This is a genomic window from Myxococcus sp. CA051A (assembly GCF_013336705.1).
Classification (GTDB): domain Bacteria; phylum Myxococcota; class Myxococcia; order Myxococcales; family Myxococcaceae; genus Myxococcus; species Myxococcus llanfairpwllgwyngyllgogerychwyrndrobwllllantysiliogogogochensis.
Map to the genome: position 1 here is coordinate 25,907 of NZ_JABUMS010000019.1, position 17,931 is coordinate 43,837.

12 protein-coding genes are annotated in these 17,931 nt (G+C 69.8%); 6 read left to right on the forward strand and 6 right to left on the reverse strand.

All coding sequences use genetic code 11. The annotated features are described in order from the left end of the window. The first annotated feature begins 5 nt into the window (after positions 1-5). From HUA74_RS37335 to HUA74_RS37345, 3 genes are all read left to right on the forward strand, one after another. Positions 6-3,125 carry a poly(A) polymerase gene (locus HUA74_RS37335; RefSeq protein ID WP_174458406.1) on the forward strand — a complete coding sequence of 1,040 codons (3,120 nt, stop codon included), beginning with the start codon at positions 6-8 and terminating at the stop codon, positions 3,123-3,125. Between the two features lie 100 nt (positions 3,126-3,225). Then, entirely contained in the window at positions 3,226-3,681 is a 456-nt protein-coding gene (locus HUA74_RS37340; RefSeq protein WP_174458407.1) for a hypothetical protein, read from the forward strand. Positions 3,682-3,790: 109 nt separating this feature from the next. After that, entirely contained in the window at positions 3,791-4,711 is a 921-nt protein-coding gene (locus HUA74_RS37345; protein WP_141644611.1) for a hypothetical protein, read from the forward strand. A 29-nt stretch (positions 4,712-4,740) separates the two neighbouring features. Here HUA74_RS37345 and HUA74_RS37350 read toward each other — a convergent pair whose 3' ends face one another. The 4 genes from HUA74_RS37350 to HUA74_RS37365 all read right to left on the reverse strand — a co-directional run bounded on the left by HUA74_RS37350 (position 4,741) and on the right by HUA74_RS37365 (position 10,596). Continuing rightward, entirely contained in the window at positions 4,741-5,535 is a 795-nt protein-coding gene (locus HUA74_RS37350; protein WP_174458408.1) for a DNA polymerase beta superfamily protein, read from the reverse strand. Continuing rightward, positions 5,532-6,827 carry a DNA polymerase beta superfamily protein gene (locus HUA74_RS37355; RefSeq protein WP_174458409.1) on the reverse strand — a complete coding sequence of 432 codons (1,296 nt, stop codon included), beginning with the start codon at positions 6,825-6,827 and terminating at the stop codon, positions 5,532-5,534. Before HUA74_RS37355 ends, HUA74_RS37350 begins: the two co-directional genes overlap by 4 nt. Positions 6,828-6,900: 73 nt before the next feature. After that, positions 6,901-9,678 carry a response regulator gene (locus HUA74_RS37360; RefSeq protein ID WP_174458410.1) on the reverse strand — a complete coding sequence of 926 codons (2,778 nt, stop codon included), beginning with the start codon at positions 9,676-9,678 and terminating at the stop codon, positions 6,901-6,903. Positions 9,679-9,903: 225 nt separating this feature from the next. Next, on the reverse strand, positions 9,904-10,596 hold the full coding sequence (locus HUA74_RS37365) for an EF-hand domain-containing protein (protein WP_174458411.1): 693 nt from the start codon (positions 10,594-10,596) through the stop codon (positions 9,904-9,906). Positions 10,597-11,081: 485 nt separating this feature from the next. Here HUA74_RS37365 and HUA74_RS37370 point away from each other — a divergent pair, with 485 nt between their 5' ends. Further along, positions 11,082-13,742 carry an RIO1 family regulatory kinase/ATPase gene (locus HUA74_RS37370; protein ID WP_174458412.1) on the forward strand — a complete coding sequence of 887 codons (2,661 nt, stop codon included), beginning with the start codon at positions 11,082-11,084 and terminating at the stop codon, positions 13,740-13,742. A gap of 81 nt (positions 13,743-13,823) precedes the next feature. On the opposite strand, the gene HUA74_RS37375 is transcribed toward HUA74_RS37370, so the two are convergent. Continuing rightward, positions 13,824-14,837 (reverse strand): NAD(P)-dependent alcohol dehydrogenase, encoded by a 1,014-nt coding sequence (locus HUA74_RS37375; RefSeq protein WP_174458413.1) that lies wholly within the window; start codon positions 14,835-14,837, stop codon positions 13,824-13,826. Positions 14,838-14,917: 80 nt separating this feature from the next. Here HUA74_RS37375 and HUA74_RS37380 point away from each other — a divergent pair, with 80 nt between their 5' ends. Together HUA74_RS37380 and HUA74_RS37385 are read left to right on the forward strand one after the other, a co-directional pair. Then, positions 14,918-15,910, forward strand: coding sequence for a multiheme c-type cytochrome (locus tag HUA74_RS37380; protein ID WP_371817369.1), 993 nt, complete (start codon positions 14,918-14,920; stop codon positions 15,908-15,910). Next, positions 15,907-17,451, forward strand: coding sequence for a hypothetical protein (locus tag HUA74_RS37385; RefSeq protein ID WP_141644175.1), 1,545 nt, complete (start codon positions 15,907-15,909; stop codon positions 17,449-17,451). Before HUA74_RS37380 ends, HUA74_RS37385 begins: the two co-directional genes overlap by 4 nt. On the opposite strand, the gene HUA74_RS37390 is transcribed toward HUA74_RS37385, so the two are convergent. Then, positions 17,427-17,900, reverse strand: coding sequence for a putative toxin-antitoxin system toxin component, PIN family (locus tag HUA74_RS37390; RefSeq protein WP_141644174.1), 474 nt, complete (start codon positions 17,898-17,900; stop codon positions 17,427-17,429). The two genes, HUA74_RS37385 and HUA74_RS37390, sit on opposite strands and share 25 nt — an antisense overlap. Positions 17,901-17,931 lie beyond the last annotated feature (31 nt).

Below are 17,931 nucleotides of genomic sequence, written 5' to 3' on the forward strand. Positions count from 1 at the left end.
TCGCCATGTCCCAGGACCGCTTCACGACGAGCCGCGAGGTGTATCACCGCATCCGGTGGGACCCTCGCCTGGAGGCTCGCGAGTTCGTCATCGGCTACGACGCGCACGGCGAGGCCCTGGAGGAGATGCCATTCGAGGCCTTCGTCCCAGACGGTGAGATTCCGTGGCACCGCGTCTGGTACTTCAAGCGTGGCCGCGAGGTGATGTGGGACCGCAAGGAACGCATCGACCGGCTGAGTCACACCGCGTCCCCTACCGAGGAGCCCGCGCCCGCACCGCGTCGCGCGAGCGCGGCTCCTGGCTTCACACCCCTCCCCTCCTATCGCTACGACACGCGCGCGGAGGAATGGAGGAAGGTGTCGCCCACCTCGAACGAGGTGGCAGCGACACCGGACGTGCTCACCGTCGTCACGTTCAACGTCCTCTTCGACTTGTATGACGCGGAGAAGCTGGAGACCGAACGCAGGACTCCGGCGACGATGAACCTGTTGCGCGAGACGGATGCGGACGTCATCGCCCTCCAGGAAGTCACCACCTCCTTCCTGCAGGCCCTGCTCGATGAGCCGTGGGTACGTGAGCACTACTGGGTGTCGGACGGCCCGGAGGCGAACACGGTGGAGACCTATGGCCAGGTGCTCCTGTCGCGCGTGCCTTTCGCCTCGGTGTGGCAGCGCGTCTTCTCCCGGGACAAGCGCATCATCGCCGGCGAGCTGCGGGTGGCGGGCACTTCGCTGTGGGTCGCCACGCCTCACCTCACGAGCAACCGGGATGCGTCAGGCGCCGCCGCGCGAGGCGTGCAAGTCCAGGCGCTCGTCGACTGGGCTCGTGAGCTGACGGCATCGGCTGAAGGCGGTGCACCGGACATCGTGCTGGCCGGTGACTTCAACTTCGGAGAAGGAGAGCAGGAGGCGGACACCTTCACACGGGCGGGCTTCGTGGATGCGTGGCCCACCTTGCGGCCCTCGGAGACCGGGGAGACCTACAACCCCCTGCTCAATCCGCTGGCCGCGCTCACCACCGTCTCCGGTCGACTCCAACGACCGGACCGCGTGCTGGTGAAGTCTCCATCGGGTCGACTCGTTCCGGAGGCCGTTGGCCTCTTCGGCGAGGCCCCGCTGGCCGGGCCTCCGACTCCTTTGGGAGACGCGCTCTTCGCCTCCGACCACTTCGGAGTCCGCTGTGTCCTGGCGCGTGAGGTTTCCTCGCGGCCCAGCACCCTCCCGGGAGCGGAGCGACGGGTCCATCACACGGCCGTGGTGCTCATTCCACCCGAGGCCGCGTGGCCGCCCATCCAGGCCTTGCGCAAGAAGCACGACGCGAAGTTCGAGCGGTGGATGCCACACGTCACGCTGCTCTACCCCTTCCTCCCGGAAGAGGACTTCGACACCGCCGAGGCGGTGCTCGCGGAGACGCTCCGAGACATCGAGCCCTTCGACGTGACGCTCTCCTCTTTCGCCCACTTCGAGCACCGAGCCAATGCGACGGCCTGGCTCCGGCCAGACACCCAGCCCGAAGACGCGCTGGCGGCTCTGCACGCGAAGCTCGTGGCGGCCGTGCCCGAGTGCGCGCCCCCAACCCACGGATTCACACCGCACCTCTCCGTGGGACAGCTTCCACGCACGGGGGACGTGGAACTCGAACGGACGATCTCCTCGTGGGCCCGAGGCTGGCGTCCGGTGAGCTTCCGCGTGAACGAGGTCTGCATCATCCGTCGCAAGGGCGACACCCCGTTCGAAGTCGTGCGGCGAATTCCCCTGGGAGCATCCGCCCCGTCCCGGAAACCAGGGCCGGCGGAGTCGCAGGCGGCGGCCGGGCAGGAAGACACCCCGCTGCGCGCGGTGCTCGCGACCCTGTGCGCCCAAGCGACCGATGCGTCACGTGCGTCCAGACTCCAGGCGGTGAAAGGCCTCAAGGAGCTCTGCGAACGCGTGGGCACCACGCTGCATCCCTATGGCTCATCGCTGCTCGGCACGGATGGACCGGACAGCGACGTGGACGCGGTGGCCATTGGCCCCGCCACCCTCTCCCGTGAGGATTTCGCGCATGCACTGCTTCGAGAGCTGGAGAAGCAGCCGCCCTCCGCATCGGGCTCCGCGCGATTCGTGGCCGATGCCGCCATTCCCCTGGTGAAGCTGTCACTGGGAGGCGTGAGCTTCGAGGTGTCCTACGCCAGCCGTCCCGAAGGCGTGGCTCCTTGCGAGCCCTCGACGCTGCTGTCGCTCCATGGAGAGGAGCTGGATGTTGCGGGACTCCGCTCCGTCCTGGGACTCGCGGACATGCAAGGCGTGCTGGAAACACTGGGCGAGGACGAAGGACAGCGCGAGCGCTTCCGGACCCTGCTTCGCGCGGTGAAGACGTGGGCCAAGGCCCGGGGCGTCTACTCGCATGCGCTCGGCTATCTCGGCGGGCTGTCGTGGACGGTGCTCGCGACGTGGGCCTTCACGAGGGCGGCGCCGGGCACGGTGAAGACCGACGCGGAGCTGCTCGCCCACTTCTTCGGGACCTTCGCCACCTGGCCCTGGCCACAGCCCGTGGCCCTCACGCCGGAGCTGGCGCGCTATCGTCCGGATGGCAAGCGAGACCTGCTGCCCGTCATCGCCCCGGCCGCACCCGCGCGGAATACGGCGCGCAATGTGTCGCGCTCCACGTTCCGCGTCCTCCGCGATGAGTGGATGCGCGCTCGAGCGCTCGTGGCGGAAGCCCGCGCGGCGGGTACGACTCTCGCGTGGGAGGCGTTGTTCCAACCTGTCGACACCGCCCAGGACCTGCCCACGCGGCTGCGCCTGTCCGTCGAAGCACGCTCCGTGGAGGACCACGAAGTCGCCGTGGGCTGGGTCCTCGGCCATCTCACGGCCCTGGTGTACCGGCTGGAGGGAGACCGGCGGCTCTCCGTACGCCCGCTTCAGGCCACACCCGCGAAGGGCTCTTTCGTCATCGGCCTGAGCACCCGGGATGCGCAAGATGCGGGCGCGCTGGCCTGGAAGGCGGGCAGCCCGCTGGTCGAGGCCGTGGAGTCCTTCCGCGCATCCTTCCTGGAGTGGGCGCACCGTCCCGAAGGCACCGTGCTCCAGGTGGAGTTTCTACGGGGAAACAACAGGGGCGGATTGGACTCACAGGCCTCGTAACGCGTTGCACCAGCCGCGACCTCATGTCACGAATTGGAAAGGCCAGACCTTTCCATGAGAGCAACGACCAGGCTCCGCGCCTCCTTTTCCAGGAGGCTGTATGAGCAAGCGTTGGAGTGGTGTGACGGCCACCGTGGTGGCCTCACTGGTCCTGCTGGCGTGCGGCGGCATCGCGACGGAAGCCGACGACTCGGCGGTCGCAAAGCTCGAGCAGCAGTCCGCCGAGGCGGGCCTTGGCCACCAGTGCGGCGATCGCGAATGCGATGGGAACGAGCGCGTCACCTGTCCTTCGGACTGCCCGGCCTCTTGCGGCAATGGCATCTGTGAAGTGGGCGAGAATCAATCGACGTGTCCCACCGACTGTGGATATTCGCCGTACTGTGGCGATGGTGTCTGCGGCGCGGGCGAGAACTGCCCGGTGGACTGCGGCCCCGTGTGTCTCACGCCCAAGGCAATCACCCCTCCGCCCCAGGATGAAAACTTCATCCACGTGTGCGGCGACGGCTATTGCGAAGTGTCTGAGTACAGCAACTGCCCCAGGGACTGCTGCTCCTAGCGCGGACCAGTCGGGGCACCCGCCCGGCACCTCCCCCGCCACGTCCTGCGAACAACTCCCGGAGTGAGTTAGACTTCACATCAGGTCATCTTCTCCGGGGGGTCCTGTCTTGGCGGAAACCTATCGTGTCGCGAAGCTTCCCATCCGACTTCGCGGCTTCGTGGAGCCGGACACGAACGCGCAGTTCGAGGGCTACGTCGAGCCAGGCACCTACTTCGTCCTGGACGAGCGCCTCGGTTTTCCGACGCCCGACACGGACTACGTGCGCCTGGAAGTCCCGACGTTGGGCGCGCTGGACACCTGGATTTGCGTGCGGTGGCGGACCCAGCGCTACGCGACCGTCGTCCAGCAGGAGAAGCCGCCTCCGGCCGTAAGGCTGCCTTTCGACGACGAGCCGCTGGCCGTGGCCGAGGACCGGCTCGTCGCGCTCCTCGGCGGGCTGCGCGACTACCGTTACGACCCGGACAAGGCCTACTACCCGTGGACGCTGCCAGGCATTCGCGTCCCCCTGGGGCCTCCCCGGTTCAACAACTGCTGCACCTTCGTGGAGGCCCTCACCGTGAAGGCCTTCGCCGATGCGCACGGCGCGGCCTTCGCCTGGGACTCCCGCCGTCACCGACAGATGATGATTGCCTCCGCGGAGGACAACTTTTCCCCCGTCACCTCCGCCGTCGAGAGCGGCATGGCCATCCCGCCTCCGTCAGCGGACGTGCCACCCCACCCGTGGACACTCATCCAGGGCTGGCGAAACCAGTGGCGCTCCGGCCACACGCTCCTCGTCGTGGACCATCACCCCGCGACGGACAAGGTCCTGGTCCTCGAGTCCAACTGCGCCTTCGGGCTCGACGGCGTCGGCTACCGGGGCATCGGCAACCTGCGGGACAAGGGCATCCAGCCGCCCGCGGCGTGGTGGAAGCTGCCGGACGTGTGGACGTGGCGCCAGCTCTGCTCGACCTACCTGTTCAGGCAACAGGCCTGGCTCAAGGTCAAGAACCGCTCCCTGTCGCGGCTGTCTCCCACGGACCCCTGAGGCCCACGGCGCGGTGCGTGGCCCGTGCCTCACGACACGGCCACGAACCGCCTGCGTCGCAGGTCCAGCATCCACGCCTCCAGCGCGTCCACCGCCGCCTGGGAGGGCTCCTCCGGCAACACGGAAGCCTCCAGGGCGGCATCGAGCACTTCGAAGGAGCGGGCCACGTCGGCGCGCCACTTCGCGCTGAGCGATTCGGGCAGTTCGGACTTCTCCCCGCGTCGCTTCTGCTCCACCAGTTCGTGCGCCTCCGCGAAGCCGTGGGAATCCAGCAGCTCGGTGACATCCGTCTCCACCTCGCCGGTGCGCAGCGCGTGCGTCCCGGTGAGCGTGGTGCGCAACACGTAGAGGAGCTTCTTCGCGGAGCGGAAGCCGCTCTTCTCCCACTCCCGGAGCTGACCGTAGGCGAAGCCCCGGTAGTGCCGGTGCACCCGACGCGACAACACGCCGCGCACCAGCGGCTGAAGGGCCTCCAGCTCCGGGGAGACCCGCACGGGAATGGCCCCCAGCAGGCGCTCCAGGTAGTTGCCATTGCCCTGCAAGAGTCCCTGGAGCACGGGCTGGAGTTCGTTGGACGAGTAGTCCACCTCCACTCCGTCCACCACCTGGAGCCGCTCGGCGTTGAGCTGCCGGGGTTGCAGGCCCAGCAGCAGGGCCGTGGGCGCGATGTGGATGGACTTCAGGTCCAAATCACTGTCCGGCGAGGGAAAGCCATACGCATGCGCACCCGACAAGGACACCACCAGGTGCTCTCGCTTCGCGGACTCCTCGTCGAGCACGGCGTCCGCCACCTTCCGCTCGTGCTCCGTCATGGCGCCCTTCATTCCGAATCCCTCCACTCCGTCTCCGGGGCCTCGGGCGCCTCGCGCCCCAGCGGTCCCGGTGTCTTCAACACCCAGCGTCGCGCCACCTCGGCCCCCACGCGTCGCAACAGTCGGTCCGCGCGCGCGTAGTCGGGATGCTCCGGCAGTCGACTCTCCCGTCGCGCCGCCTCCAGCTCCGGCGCCATCGCCTCCGCGTCCCGCAGCACGTCATCGAGCGGCACGCTCCCCGCCTTGATGTCCAGCAGCCGTGCCTTCAGTGCGCCCGTCGCCTCGAAGACGGGCTCGCCATGGCGCAGCCAGCCCGTGGCCGTGGAGATCAACCGCAGCAGGTTGTACGCGTTCTTCGGCCGCAGCTCCCGCGCGGAGGGAGGACGCTGCCCCCCACCCCGGGCATAGGCCGTGAGCGCCGCGAAGTCGTTCGCCGTCAACAACCCCTGGTCCCACAGCGAGCGGTAGAGCTGCTTCACGTACGTCTTCGCCGCCAGCAGCGCGTCCTGCTGCGTGGGCGCTTCACGCGGAGACACCTCGGACAGGCGCCGCGCCACCTCGTCCAGGTTCGGAGCGGGCTCCTCGCACAGCCACTCCAGCAACAGGTCCCGGTGCTCGGCCAGCCGCTGGCTGCGCGTGAGCTTGTCCAGCTGACTCATGGCGTAGCGCCCGAAGCTGCCGAAGATGGCCTGCGAGGCGAACGCCTCACGCTCCGCGAGGAACCACTCGCCCAGTTCGTCCAGCGCCCGGGCTCCCGGCACGAACAGCGTCTCCAGCGTGTTCGGGTCCGCCCGCAGCGCCTGCTCCACCGTCTTGCGCGTCTCCCAGTAGGTGCTGCTGCCATCGGCGCTCACCAGGTCCATGGGCGCTTCGACCAGGCCGAAGGTCCACGAGAGCGGCAGCGCGAAGACGCCACGCACGTCCACGTCGGACTGGGCGTTCGCCAGTCCCCACGCATGGCTGCCCACGCGCGTCTCCAGCACCACGCAGGGCACCAGGGACTGCCACGCCGCCTCGCGACGCCGCGCGAACTGGACCTGCCCCGGACGACGAGGCACCAGCTCCTCACGCGTGAACCAGACCTCGCCCACGCCGACAATCTGGATGTCGAGCCCGCCATCCCGGGCGCGCACCACGCGCCCCACCACGCCCTGCGGAATGCGGCGCCCGCCCGAGGCCAGGCGCTCCACGCGCGTCGTCACCTCGGTGCCGTGCGGCAAGGGCACCGACAGCCGGTCCACCTGCTCCAGCCCCCGGATGCGAGAAGTCCCCGAGCGGGGAGGGTCCGTTGGAGAGTCGCTCATCGTTCACCTCGAAGTGGAAGTCGCGGTCGGCCAGGGACGGCGCGAAGCCCGAGGGGCTGACCACCCCGTCGGCTCAGCTCCGGGGCACCGTCGTCCCGATGCTCTCACGCAGCCGGGACAGCAGCCTGCGAGCCGTCTCCAGCTCCGCCCGGCAGCGGTCCAGGCGCTCCGCCATGTCGGCGACCTCGCCCGCGTCCGCGCGCAATTCGATGTCCCGGCACTGCGCCTCCAGCCCCGAGGCGCCGAACCACGCCGCGTTGGACTTGAGGGTGTGCGCCGCGCGGCTGACATCATCCAGCAGCCCATGCCGCAACGCCGTGTACGCGTCTTCGAGCAGGGCCGGCATGCTGAGCAGCGCGGTGTCGATGAGCTCCGGGAGGATGTTCCCCGCCTGGGTGCCCAGCTCCCGCCACAACCGCGCCAGCGCGGCGGGCTGCAGGCCGGGAATGCGCGCCGCCACCGGCACGATGTCCTCGTCGAGCGGCGCGTCCACGAGCGCGCCACGCTCGGGTCTGGAGCGCGTGCCGCCCTGCGGCCGCGGCGTCTGACAGCGCACCAGCGCGGCGGTCAGCGCCTCCACGCGGATGGGCTTGGCGAGGAAGTCATCCATCCCCGCCTCGAAACACTGCTCGCGGTCGGAGTCCATCGCGTTGGCCGTCATCGCGATGACCCATGGCTGCACGTTGGGCGGCAGCTCCTGACGCAGCCGACGCGTGGCCTCCAGCCCATCCATCTCCGGCATCTGCAGGTCCATGAGCACCACGTCGAAGCGCTGACGCATGGCCCACTGGAGCGCCTCGCGACCATTGGACGCGGCCTGCACCGGATAGCCCAGTCGATCCAACATCAGGCTGGCCAGCCGCTGATTGGTGGGGTTGTCCTCCGCCAACAGGATGCGCAGGGGCACGCGGTCTCCCGGACGGTCCCTGGGGATGGGCGCCCCCGCGGCGGCGGACTCCGCGCGAGCCCGGGCCACGTCCTGGGAGAAGCAGGACATCAACGTGTCATGGAGCTGGGAGGCTTTCATCGGGCGGGACAGCACCCCTGTGAAGAGGCCCGGCGGCGGCACCGCGCGACGACCGGGCGAAGTGAGCAGCAACAAGGGCAGCGCCCGCAGGTCCTCGCGCTCACGGATGCGCGCGGCGAGCGAAGGCCCGTCCAACCCCGGCATCTGATGGTCGATGAGCACGACGTCGAAGCCCGCGCCTGGCTGGAGCTTCGCGAGCGCCTCCATCCCCGAGCCCGCTTCCACCGGCACCGCGCCCCAGGTCTGGAGCTGCCGTCCGAGGAGCCGTCGGTTGATGGCGTTGTCGTCGACGATGAGCACGCGCCGGCCTTGCAACAGCGGCTGGTCCGCGCGCAGGTACCCGGCGGTCGTCTGCGGCGCGGCCTGCACGGTGAGGGAGAAATGGAACGTGGCGCCCTTGCCCGGCACGCCCTCGCTCTCCACCCAGATGCGTCCACCCATCGCCTCCACCAGGCGCTTGGAGATGGCGAGCCCCAGGCCCGTACCGCCAAACTTGCGCGTCACCGAGACGTCCAGCTGGTTGAAGGGCTGGAAGAGTCCCTTCTGCTTCTCCTCGGTGATGCCGGGCCCCGTATCCTGCACGGAGAAGGTGAGTTCCCAGGGAGCGTCCGGAGCTTCCTTGCGGCGCGCGCCGTCCACGGAGACGACGGCGCCTCCGGACTCGGTGAACTTGAGCGCGTTGCCCACGAGGTTGAGCAGCACCTGACGCAGCCGCGAGGCATCGCCCATCACCACCTGCGGCACCTGCGGCGAGATATCCGCGCCCAGGTCCAACCCCTTCTCGCTGGCGCGCACCGCGAGCAGGTCCAGCACCGACTCCACGCACTGCCGCAGGTCGAACGGGTGCGGGTCCGTCTCGAAGCGGCCCGCTTCAATCTTGGAGAAGTCCAGCACGTCGTTGAGCAGCGTGAGCAACGCCTCGCTGCTCTGACGGATGGTGGAGATGAACTCCCGCTGCTCCACCGTCAGGTGAGTGTCCAGCATCAGCCCCGTCATGCCGATGATGGCGTTCATCGGCGTGCGAATCTCGTGGCTCATCGTCGCCAGGAACAGGCTCTTGGCCTGGTTGGCGGACTCGGCCGCCTGGCGCGCGCGCTGGAGGTCGGTGATGTCGTGGTAGATGGCGATGAAGCCCAGTTGCCGTCCGCCCACCGACACCGGCAGCGCGAGCAGCTCCACGTCGACGATGGTGTGGTCCTTGCGCAGCCGCCGGGTGACGGAGTGCACGCGGCCTCGCTGCGTGACATCTCGCTGCGCCTTCTTCGCGTCGGGGAGGACGGTCTCCTCCGTGGCGACGAGGTCGAAGATGTGTTTGCCCAGCGCCTCCTGCGGCGTGTACCCGAAGAGGCGCTCGGCGGCGGGGTTCCACGAGAGCACGATGAACTGGCGGGTGATGGTGACGATGGCCACCGGGCTGTTGCGCACCACCGCCTCGAAGAACTCCTTCTGCTGGCGGATGGACGCTTCCACCTCCAGGCTTCCGCGCATGTCCTGGAGCTGGAGCACCCAGCCGAGCGGGGCGCCTTGCGCGTCCACCTGGGTCAGCGTCTGCACGCGCAGGTAGTACGCGGGCCCCGTGCCACCCGGACGCTGCCCGGCGAGCTCCGTCTCATGGGGCGTGTCCGGCGAGCCTCGCGTGTCCGGGGGGCGCCAGCCCGACAACAGCCGCGTCACCGCCATGCCCACCAGCTCCGCGCGGGGGCCGAAGATGCGCTCCGCCGCGCGGTTGACCTCCTGGATGAGGTGCGTGGCGTCGAGCACGAGCACCGCGTCGCGCGCGTGCTCGAAGACGGTGGAATGTGCTCTGGACGCCAGGTCGGTCACCGTTCCCCCTCCCGTCGCGAGTGTAGGTCAGCTCGGCCCCCCGTCACTATTTAGGGGCGCTCGAACAGATGATGGACCCCACCATTCCCAAAAAGAGGGCTCGTTGGGAGCCGCTCCCCGTGGGCCTGGGTCCTCTCCAGGTTGAACCCGGCCGGTGACCGCGCACTCGCCAGTCACCTTCCGCCCCGGAGAGGGCCCTGCGCGGCGGACGTGCTTCGTTGCCTGCTAGCGGCTGGTCCACCACACCTTGAACTGGCTCCAGGAGATCTTCCCCGTGCGGTCCGTGTCGACGATGTCGACGGCGATCTCCAGCTCCTCGTCCGTGACGTTCTGCCCGAGCGCTTCCAGCAGCCGCGCGAACTCGGTGCGCTCAATCGAGCCGGTGCGGTTGCGGTCGTAGCGCTGGAAGATGTCGAGCAGCTCGTTGCCGGAGCTGGTCAGCTCGTCCACCGCCGCGTGGACGGGCGCCAGGGGCTGGATGCCGGCGGATGAGGTCTCCACCTCCTCGACGAAGGGCGAGCCCGTGGCGGGGCGCTCGTCCCAGGCAACCGAGGTGACCTCGACGGACGGCGACGCGGGCGCCTTCCGGGAGACAGCGCGCCGGGGCGATGGGGACGTCGAGGTCCTGCCTCCGCTCGAGGGCACGGACGTCGTCGTCTTCGCGGCACTCGTGCGCGCCGTGCCCTTCTTCGCGGCGCTCTTTCGAGTCGCGCTCTTCTTCGCCGCGCTCTTGCGAGTCGCGCTCTTCTTCGCCGCGCTCTTGCGAGCCGCGCCCTTCTTCGCGGCGCTCTTGCGAGTCGCGCTCTTCTTCGCGGGGGCCTTCCGTGTCGCGCTCTTGCGAGTCGCGGCCTTCTTCGGGGTGGAGGCGCGCCGGGATGACTTCTTCGCAGCACTGGTCTTGCGTTTCTTCGTCGCCATGGGTGACTCCTCCTGGGCGGCGCGCATCGTAGCGCTCTCCCGGTGCGGGTCGGCAGCCCCCTGCGTGCAGGTAAGCCCCAGCCTGCCCTCCCCTCCCGACGGCCCATTCCGCCTGGCCCGCATGCCCGGCCTCCGGAATCTGGAGGACTCCGCGGGGTTGTTGCCCCTGCCCTCTCTCCGAGCGACCGGCGTGCCACCAGGTCGCTCGGCACCCAGGCCCCTCCTGCTCAGAACGGGCTGCCGGAGAGGTCTCGAGGACAAGGTCCGACATGACCCACCCGCTCTGGCGTCCCCTTGATACCCTGGAACCCTGGCAGACAAACTGTTAGCAGGCCGAGCGTCGGCCCTCCTGACTGCTCGCGGCGACAACGCGGTAGAAAGAGGGCCCCGCCAGATGTTCACATGCCACCGCGCGCTGCGAGTAGGGCCGCACCGCGCGCGTTTCGAGACACCCGCCCGAGCCCCATCAGGACTTCCGCCTCTGAATGAATGACTCGCTAGAGACCCTCCTCGCCGACGGAATCATCGAGGCCGTCATCGGCCAGTTGAAGACCGGTAAGGAAGCGGAGGTGTGGCTGGTTCAGCACTCCGGGCAGGTGGTCGCAGCCAAGTTGTACAAGCAGCGCCACGAGCGGAACTTCCGCAACAACGTGGGCTATCGGGAAGGGCGCGAGGTGCGCAACTCCCGGACGCGCCGCGCCATGGAGAAGGGCAGCCGCTTCGGGCAGGCCGCTTCCGAGGAGGCATGGAAGAGCGCCGAGGCCGACTCGCTCTACAAGTTGCACGCCCAGGGCGTGCGCGTGCCGACGCCGGTGATGTTCTACGAGGGCATCCTGCTGATGGAGCTGGTGCTCGACGCGCAGGGACAACCCGCGCCCCGGCTGGTGGAGGCTCCTCCGGCGACGCCCGAGGAAGCGCAGGCGATGTACGTGGACCTGCGGGCCCAGGTGGTCAGCATGCTGTGCGCCGACCTCATCCATGGGGACCTGTCGCCCTACAACATCCTGATGGGCTACCTGGGGCCCACCATCATCGACTTTCCGCAGACTATCGCCGCCGCGCGCAACAACCGCGCGGAGTTCTACTTCCGGCGCGACCTGGACAACGTGCGCGAGTTCCTCGCGGGCATCGCGCCCTGGTTGCACGGTGCCGGGGGCGACACGAGCGAAATCTGGAGCGCGTACACGCGGCGTGAGCTCACGCCCTCGTTCGTTCCCTCCGGCAGCTTCCGCGAGGCGCCGCGTCGCAATGGTAGCGCGGGCCGGGGAGCGAGCCGCCCCGTCCATGCGCAGCCGGTGGAAGCGCCCCCAGAGGCGCCCATGACGCCCGAGGAGGCCGAAGAGGCGGAGCTGCGCGCGCTGGAGGCATTGGTGCTCCGGCAGGGTGGTGGTGAGCGGAGCAAGCCTCCCGCGGCCCCAGCGCCGCGAGGCGGACGCCGCGGGCCCGGTCGGTCGCCGCCGCGTTCCGGAGGCAATCGCCCGAATGCTCCCGCTTCGGCGCCGCGAACGGGTGGCGCTGGCGATCAGCGAAATGCCGCGCGCCCGCCGCAGGGTGGTCAGCACTCGGGTGGACCGCGCTCGGCGCCCGCTGAGCAACGCAATGGGAGTTCACGCGCGCCTCAGGTCGAGCAGCGCAATGGGAGCACTCGCGCGCCTCAGGTCGAACAGCGCAATGGGAGCCCTCGCTCGCCTCAGGTCGAGCAGCGCAATGGGAGCCCCCGCTCGCCTCAGGTCGAACAGCGCAACGGGAGCCCGCGCTCCGTGCCGGGTGAACAGCGCAACAGCAGCCCTCGCTCGGCTCAGGTCGAACAGCACAACGGGAGCCCGCGCGCTCTCCAGTTCGAGCAGCGCAACGGAAGCCCACGCTCGCCGCAGGTTGAACAGCGCAACGGAAGCCCGCGCTCCGCGCCGGATGAGCAGCGCAACGGAAGCCCCCGCTCGCCTCAGGTCGAACAGCGCAACGGGAGCCCGCGCTCCGCGCCGGATGAGCAGCGCAACGGGAGCCCGCGCTCCGCGCCGGGTGAGCAGCGCAACGGAAGCACGTTATCGCCTCAGGTCGAGCAGCGCCGCGGAAGCACGCGCTCCGCGCCGGGTGAGCAGCGCAGCGGAAGCACGCTCTCGCCTCAGGACGAGCAGCGCCACGGAAGCACGCGCTCCGCGCCGGGTGAGCAGCGCAGCGGAAGCACGCTCTCGCCTCAAGACGAGCAGCGCAGCGGTGGTCCGCGAGGCACGAGTGATCCGCGCAACGGCGGTCCCCGTGACGCTCAAGGAGAGCCCCGCAACGGTCGGGCGGCTCGCGCGTCGGGGGACTCACGCAGCGGAACCCCGCGTGCCTCGGACGAGTTGCGCAACGCAGAACCTCGCTTCTCGGATGACTCGCGCAACGGGAACACTCGGGCTTCGGACGCTCCGCGCGGCGGCCACCCTCGTGCCTCGGACGAGTCGCGCAATGGCGGCTCTCGCGGCTCGGCGGAATCACGCAACGGAACGCCTCGCGCTTTCGATGGCGAGCAACGGAACGGCAACGGCTCCCGCACCGCGGATGAATCGCGCAACGGCAGCCCGCGCACCCGCTCCAGCGAGCAGCACTCCGCCCCGGGCGAACACCACCGGGCCCCGAGAGAACAGTCCGGAGTGGACAACACCCGCCCGGCTTCGGGAGAGCAGCGCCGTGGCTCCTCACGTTCCGCGCAGGGCGAGCAGCGCGACGGAGGCCCCCGGTCCACCCAGGGAGACTCACGCAGCGGCCCACGCGCCCCCCAGGGGGACGCCCGCAACGGCACGCCTCGTGAGCAATCCTCCGCGCCAAACGGCCGTCACGGCAACGAGGTCCAGGCTGGCGCCGAAAGCCCCTTCCCCGAGTCGCGGCAGCGACCTGCCCGGAACGAGCAGCGAGGTGGCAATCGGGGCAACGGCAGGGCCTCACTGCCTGTCGTGGAGGCCCGCCCCGAGACGAACGCACCTGATGCCAATCCCGGCGGCAACACGCTGCGAGAGCCTCGGCAGAATGGCCCCGGCCCCCGGCAGCAACGCTCCGCTCCGAACCGGGGCGGCGGCTCGCGCGCTCCTCGCGGCGGTCCCCAGGTGAGCTACGTCGCTCGCAACAACAACCCTTCGGACTCGGGCCCGACGGAAACGGGTTCCTGACCACCCCGTAGGACCCAGGCCCGGTGAGCACTTCACGTCACCGGGCCCGTCTCCACTCCTGCGATACAGAGCAGCACCCGCTCACCCGACGCGAACGACCACCTTCCCGAAGTGGGCGCCGCTCTTGAGGTGATGGAACGCCGCCACCGCCTCGTCGAAGGCGAAGACGCGGTCCACCACGGGACGGACCGAGTGCTGCGAGAAGGCACGCACCAGCGCCTCGAAGCCCTGGCGATGCCCCACCAGGATTCCCTGCACGCGAAGGTTCTGCATCAGGATGGACGTCAGCGGCACGGCGCCCGAGCCACCGCTCAGCACGCCGATGACGGACACCGTGCCCCCGGGCCGCACCGCGCGCAGTGACTTCTCGAACGTCCCGGCCCCACCCACCTCCACGACGTGGTCCACGCCCGCGTTCCCGGTGAGCGCCCGCGCCGCCTTGTCCCAGTCCGGCGTCGTCACGTAGTTGATGAGGTCGTGCGCTCCCAGCGCGCGCGCTCGCTCCAACTTGTCGTCGCGACTGGAAGTGATGATGACGCGCGCGCCCAGCAGCTTCGCGATCTGCAGCGCGAAGATGGAGACGCCGCCGGTGCCCTGGAGCAACACCACGTCTCCTGCCTTCAACGCGCCATAGGTCACCAGCGCGCTCCACGCCGTGAGCGCCGCGCACGGCAGCGTCGCCGCCTCCTCGTCCGACAGGTACGCGGGCGTGAGCATCACCCCGTCCTCGTGCAGCACCATCGTGTCGCCCAGCGCGCCGTCCAGCGGCCCCCCCAGCGTGTGCTGCTGCGCCGTGCGCGTCGGCTCACCCGCGGGCCACGCCTGCGAGAACAGGCCCATCACCCGGTCTCCCGGCTTCACGCGCGTGACGCCCTGCCCCACCGCGTCCACCACCCCCGCGCCGTCCGAGTTGGGAATCAGCGGCAGCTTCTGCCTCGGGTTGTAGCGGCCTTCCACCATCATCAGGTCGCGGTAGTTGAGGCTCGTCGCCTTCACCCGCACCCGCACCTGGAACGGGCCCGGCTCGGGGTCCGGCCGCTCGCCCAGCACCAGCTTGTCCAACCCGAATCCGCCTCGAATTTCATAGGCCCGCATGGGTCGGGTTCTACCGCGCCCACGCCCCAGAGTGGGAGTCGCGCTCGCACACGGAGGGCGCCTACACTCCCCGCCTCATCGTGCACGCCCTCCTCCTCATCTGCGCACTGCTCGCCTCCGCGCCCGGCCCTCGCTTCCCCCAGGGCACCGCGCGCATGGAGGTTGGCCCCGCGCCGCACGGGCTCCCCGACTGGAGCGTCCAGCGCTGCGCGGAGTGCCACGCCCCCCAGGTCGAGGCCTGGAAGCGCAGCGGCCACGCCACCGCGCGCACGGACGACGTCTTCCAGGTCGCCATCACCGAGGACCGGCCCGCCTGGTGTGTCCAGTGTCACGCCCCGCTCGCGCGGAACCTCGAGCGCGGCGCGCTTCCCACGGGCAGCCCTCCCGAGGAGCACGGCGTCACCTGCGCGGGCTGTCACGCCCCCCTCGGTGACGCGAAGGCCGCCCCCGCGATGCCCTGCGCGGGCTGTCACCAGTTCGGCTTCCCGGTGCTCCAGGGCGATGGCCAGCGCGTCCGGCTTTCCGACACCCAGTGGCAACAGGACACCGTGGGCGAATGGACCCGGTGGCGCAAACAGACGGGGGACACGCGCCACTGCACGAACTGCCACATGCCTCGCGGCGACCACGGACTGGGCGGCACCCGTCGCACGGAGTCCCTCAAGGCCGCGCTCGTCGTGGAGGCGGTGGACGGCGCGCTCCTGCTCTCCACGCGCGATGTGGGCCACGCCTTCCCCTCCGGTGACGTCATGCGCTGGGTCAGCGTGGAGGTCTCGGACCAACCCCTCTTCGAGTCCTCGCGCACCGTGGCCACGCTGGGCCGTCGAATCGAAGTGCGCTCCTGGCCACCGGAGCCGCTACCGCACCTGGGCGCCGTCGAGGACACCCGGCTGGTTCCGGGCCCGCCTCGCCGCATCCGCATGCCCGCGGGCGCGCGTTATGCCCGCGTCGTCTACCACCTGGTGTCCCGAGAGCAGGAAGACTCGGGACTCTATCCCCCGGGGCTCTCACAGCTGGTGCTGTGGGCCGCGCCCCTTCCCTCGACCCGCACACCCCTGGAGCGCAAGCCATGATTCTCCTGTCGCTCATCCTCGCCGCCGCGCCGCCGGTCCTCCTGGAGCCCGACGCGGGCACCGCCCACCGCCTGCATCCCCGCCGCGTGACGGCGTCCTCCTTCCTGGAGAACGGCTGGAACAAACACGCCCAGAACTACCTCCCCCTCTACGTCGCCGACGATGACCCGGCCACCGCCTGGGTGGAGGGCGCCAAGGGACGCGGCGAGGGCGAGGCCATCGAGTGGTGGGGCCCGGAGCTGACGCGCGCGAAGTCCTTCCGCGTCTTCCTGCGCAATGGCTACCAGAAGACGGACAAGCTCTACCGGGCCAACGCCCGTCCCAAGGGTGTGAAGCTGGAGCCGCTCGTCCAGGGCGAGACGGGGCCGCAGACGACGGGCACCGCCGTGGAGGTGGAGCTGAAGGACGTGCTCGGCTGGCAGGAAATCCCCCTGCCCGTGCCCGGCAAGGTCCAGGGCGTGCGGCTCACCCTCGTGTCCACCTATCCCGGCGCGTCGTACGACGACACCTGCCTGAGCGACCTGCGCGTCTACGTGGAGGGCGAGGACCCCTACAAGGCGGAGATGGAGACGGCCGCCTTCGAACAGGTGCGCGCCTACGCGTACGAGCGGAAGATGGCCGCCGCGCGCAACGACACGCAGGCGAAGCTGGAGTGGGCGCCTCGCTACAAGACCGAGGACCTCTTCATCCAGAAGAACACCGAGAAGCAGCAGGAGGTCTTCTACCAGACGGAGCGCACCCCCACGAAGTGGCTGGCCCAGGTGAAGGTGAAGGACTCCTACAAGGCGGAGTTGGCTCGCGCGAAGGCCGCGGCGGCGCTGTTCGACCGCGCCAGCCTGAACCTGGACGGCGACAAGTCCGAGGCCCGCTCGAAGTGGGTTCGCGTGAGGCCCGCGCTGCTGCGCCCGCAGAAGGCCGCCGCCAGTTCAGCGCTGTCCTCCATGGATGACCCTGGACTCGTGCGGGTCGCCGGCCTGCTGCACCTGGCGGACGCGTCCTTCTTCGAGTCCGACGCCACCCAGGCCCAGATGCGCGCGAAGATCGCCAGCACCCACAAGGCCGAGTCCCGCGCGCTCGCCGCCTGCGTCAAGCAGTGTGAAGCGGACCGCAAGGGCCGGACGCTCTCCGAGCCCGAGGAGATCTGCGGCTGCGATGAACAGTGCATGGGCTGCATGGGTGACCGGGAGCCCGAGCTGAGCACCCGGAGCGAGCAGCTCAAGCACCAGCTCACCGGTGGCGAGTACGTCCAGGGCTCGCTCGCCCAGCCCACCGCGTTCCTGCGCGGCCTCAGCGAGGAGAACGGCAGCCGCGAGTCGTGGATCTCCTTCCGCCAGACGCTCGTCACCTACTCGGGCGAGAAGGCCGACACGGTGCTCGTCTTCGGAAACCGGAACGCGGAGGATGGCGGAGAGCCCGTCTTCGTGCACGTGCTCGACTGGAGCGAGTCCGGGGGCAAGGCGAAGCTGAGCGCCATCACCACCTTCATCATCGGCCTCGAATCGGTGCGCGTGCTTCGCTACCGGCCCGCCACCAACGCCTGAGCCTCCAGTCGCGCCACGGCCTGCCGGGGGGTGAGGATGACGAAGGGCATCCCCTGTCGGTCCGACATCGACAACACGCGCTTGTCCTTGCTCACCAGCCACGCGGCCCCCGCCCGGGCGGCCAGGAGGAGGAACTTCTGGTCGTCGCGGTCCTTGCAACGAGGCAGCTCCAGCGAAGGCCCTGACGCGTCCGGCGGGAGCACCTTCACGCGAGCCCGGTAGCGTTCCAGGGCCGTCCTCCGGCCCTCCAGGTCTCGCCCCGGCAGGAAGTGGCGCGACGCCAACACGAAGCCCAGCTCCGCCAGCGTCGCGTCCTCCGCCCACGCCTCCAGCGCGCCCGCCTCCAGCGCCGTCTGGAGCACGCGCAGCGCGGGGTCCTCGAAGACGTACAGGTCCAGGACGACGTTGGTGTCGAGCACCACGGGGAGCGGAGGCGTCAATGGGGACATTCGGGTTCCTGGAGGCTGCGGTATGCTTGCC

Coding starts and splice junctions, on each gene's coding strand:
- HUA74_RS37335 (WP_174458406.1), top strand. CDS start 6: ATGTCCCAGGACCGCTTCACGACGAGCCGCGAGGTGTATCACCGCATC.
- HUA74_RS37340 (WP_174458407.1), top strand. CDS start 3,226: ATGAGCAAGCGTTGGAGTGGTGTGACGGCCACCGTGGTGGCCTCACTG.
- HUA74_RS37350 (WP_174458408.1), bottom strand. CDS start 5,535: ATGAAGGGCGCCATGACGGAGCACGAGCGGAAGGTGGCGGACGCCGTG.
- HUA74_RS37355 (WP_174458409.1), bottom strand. CDS start 6,827: ATGAGCGACTCTCCAACGGACCCTCCCCGCTCGGGGACTTCTCGCATC.
- HUA74_RS37365 (WP_174458411.1), bottom strand. CDS start 10,596: ATGGCGACGAAGAAACGCAAGACCAGTGCTGCGAAGAAGTCATCCCGG.
- HUA74_RS37370 (WP_174458412.1), top strand. CDS start 11,082: ATGAATGACTCGCTAGAGACCCTCCTCGCCGACGGAATCATCGAGGCC.
- HUA74_RS37375 (WP_174458413.1), bottom strand. CDS start 14,837: ATGCGGGCCTATGAAATTCGAGGCGGATTCGGGTTGGACAAGCTGGTG.
- HUA74_RS37385 (WP_141644175.1), top strand. CDS start 15,907: ATGATTCTCCTGTCGCTCATCCTCGCCGCCGCGCCGCCGGTCCTCCTG.
- HUA74_RS37390 (WP_141644174.1), bottom strand. CDS start 17,900: ATGTCCCCATTGACGCCTCCGCTCCCCGTGGTGCTCGACACCAACGTC.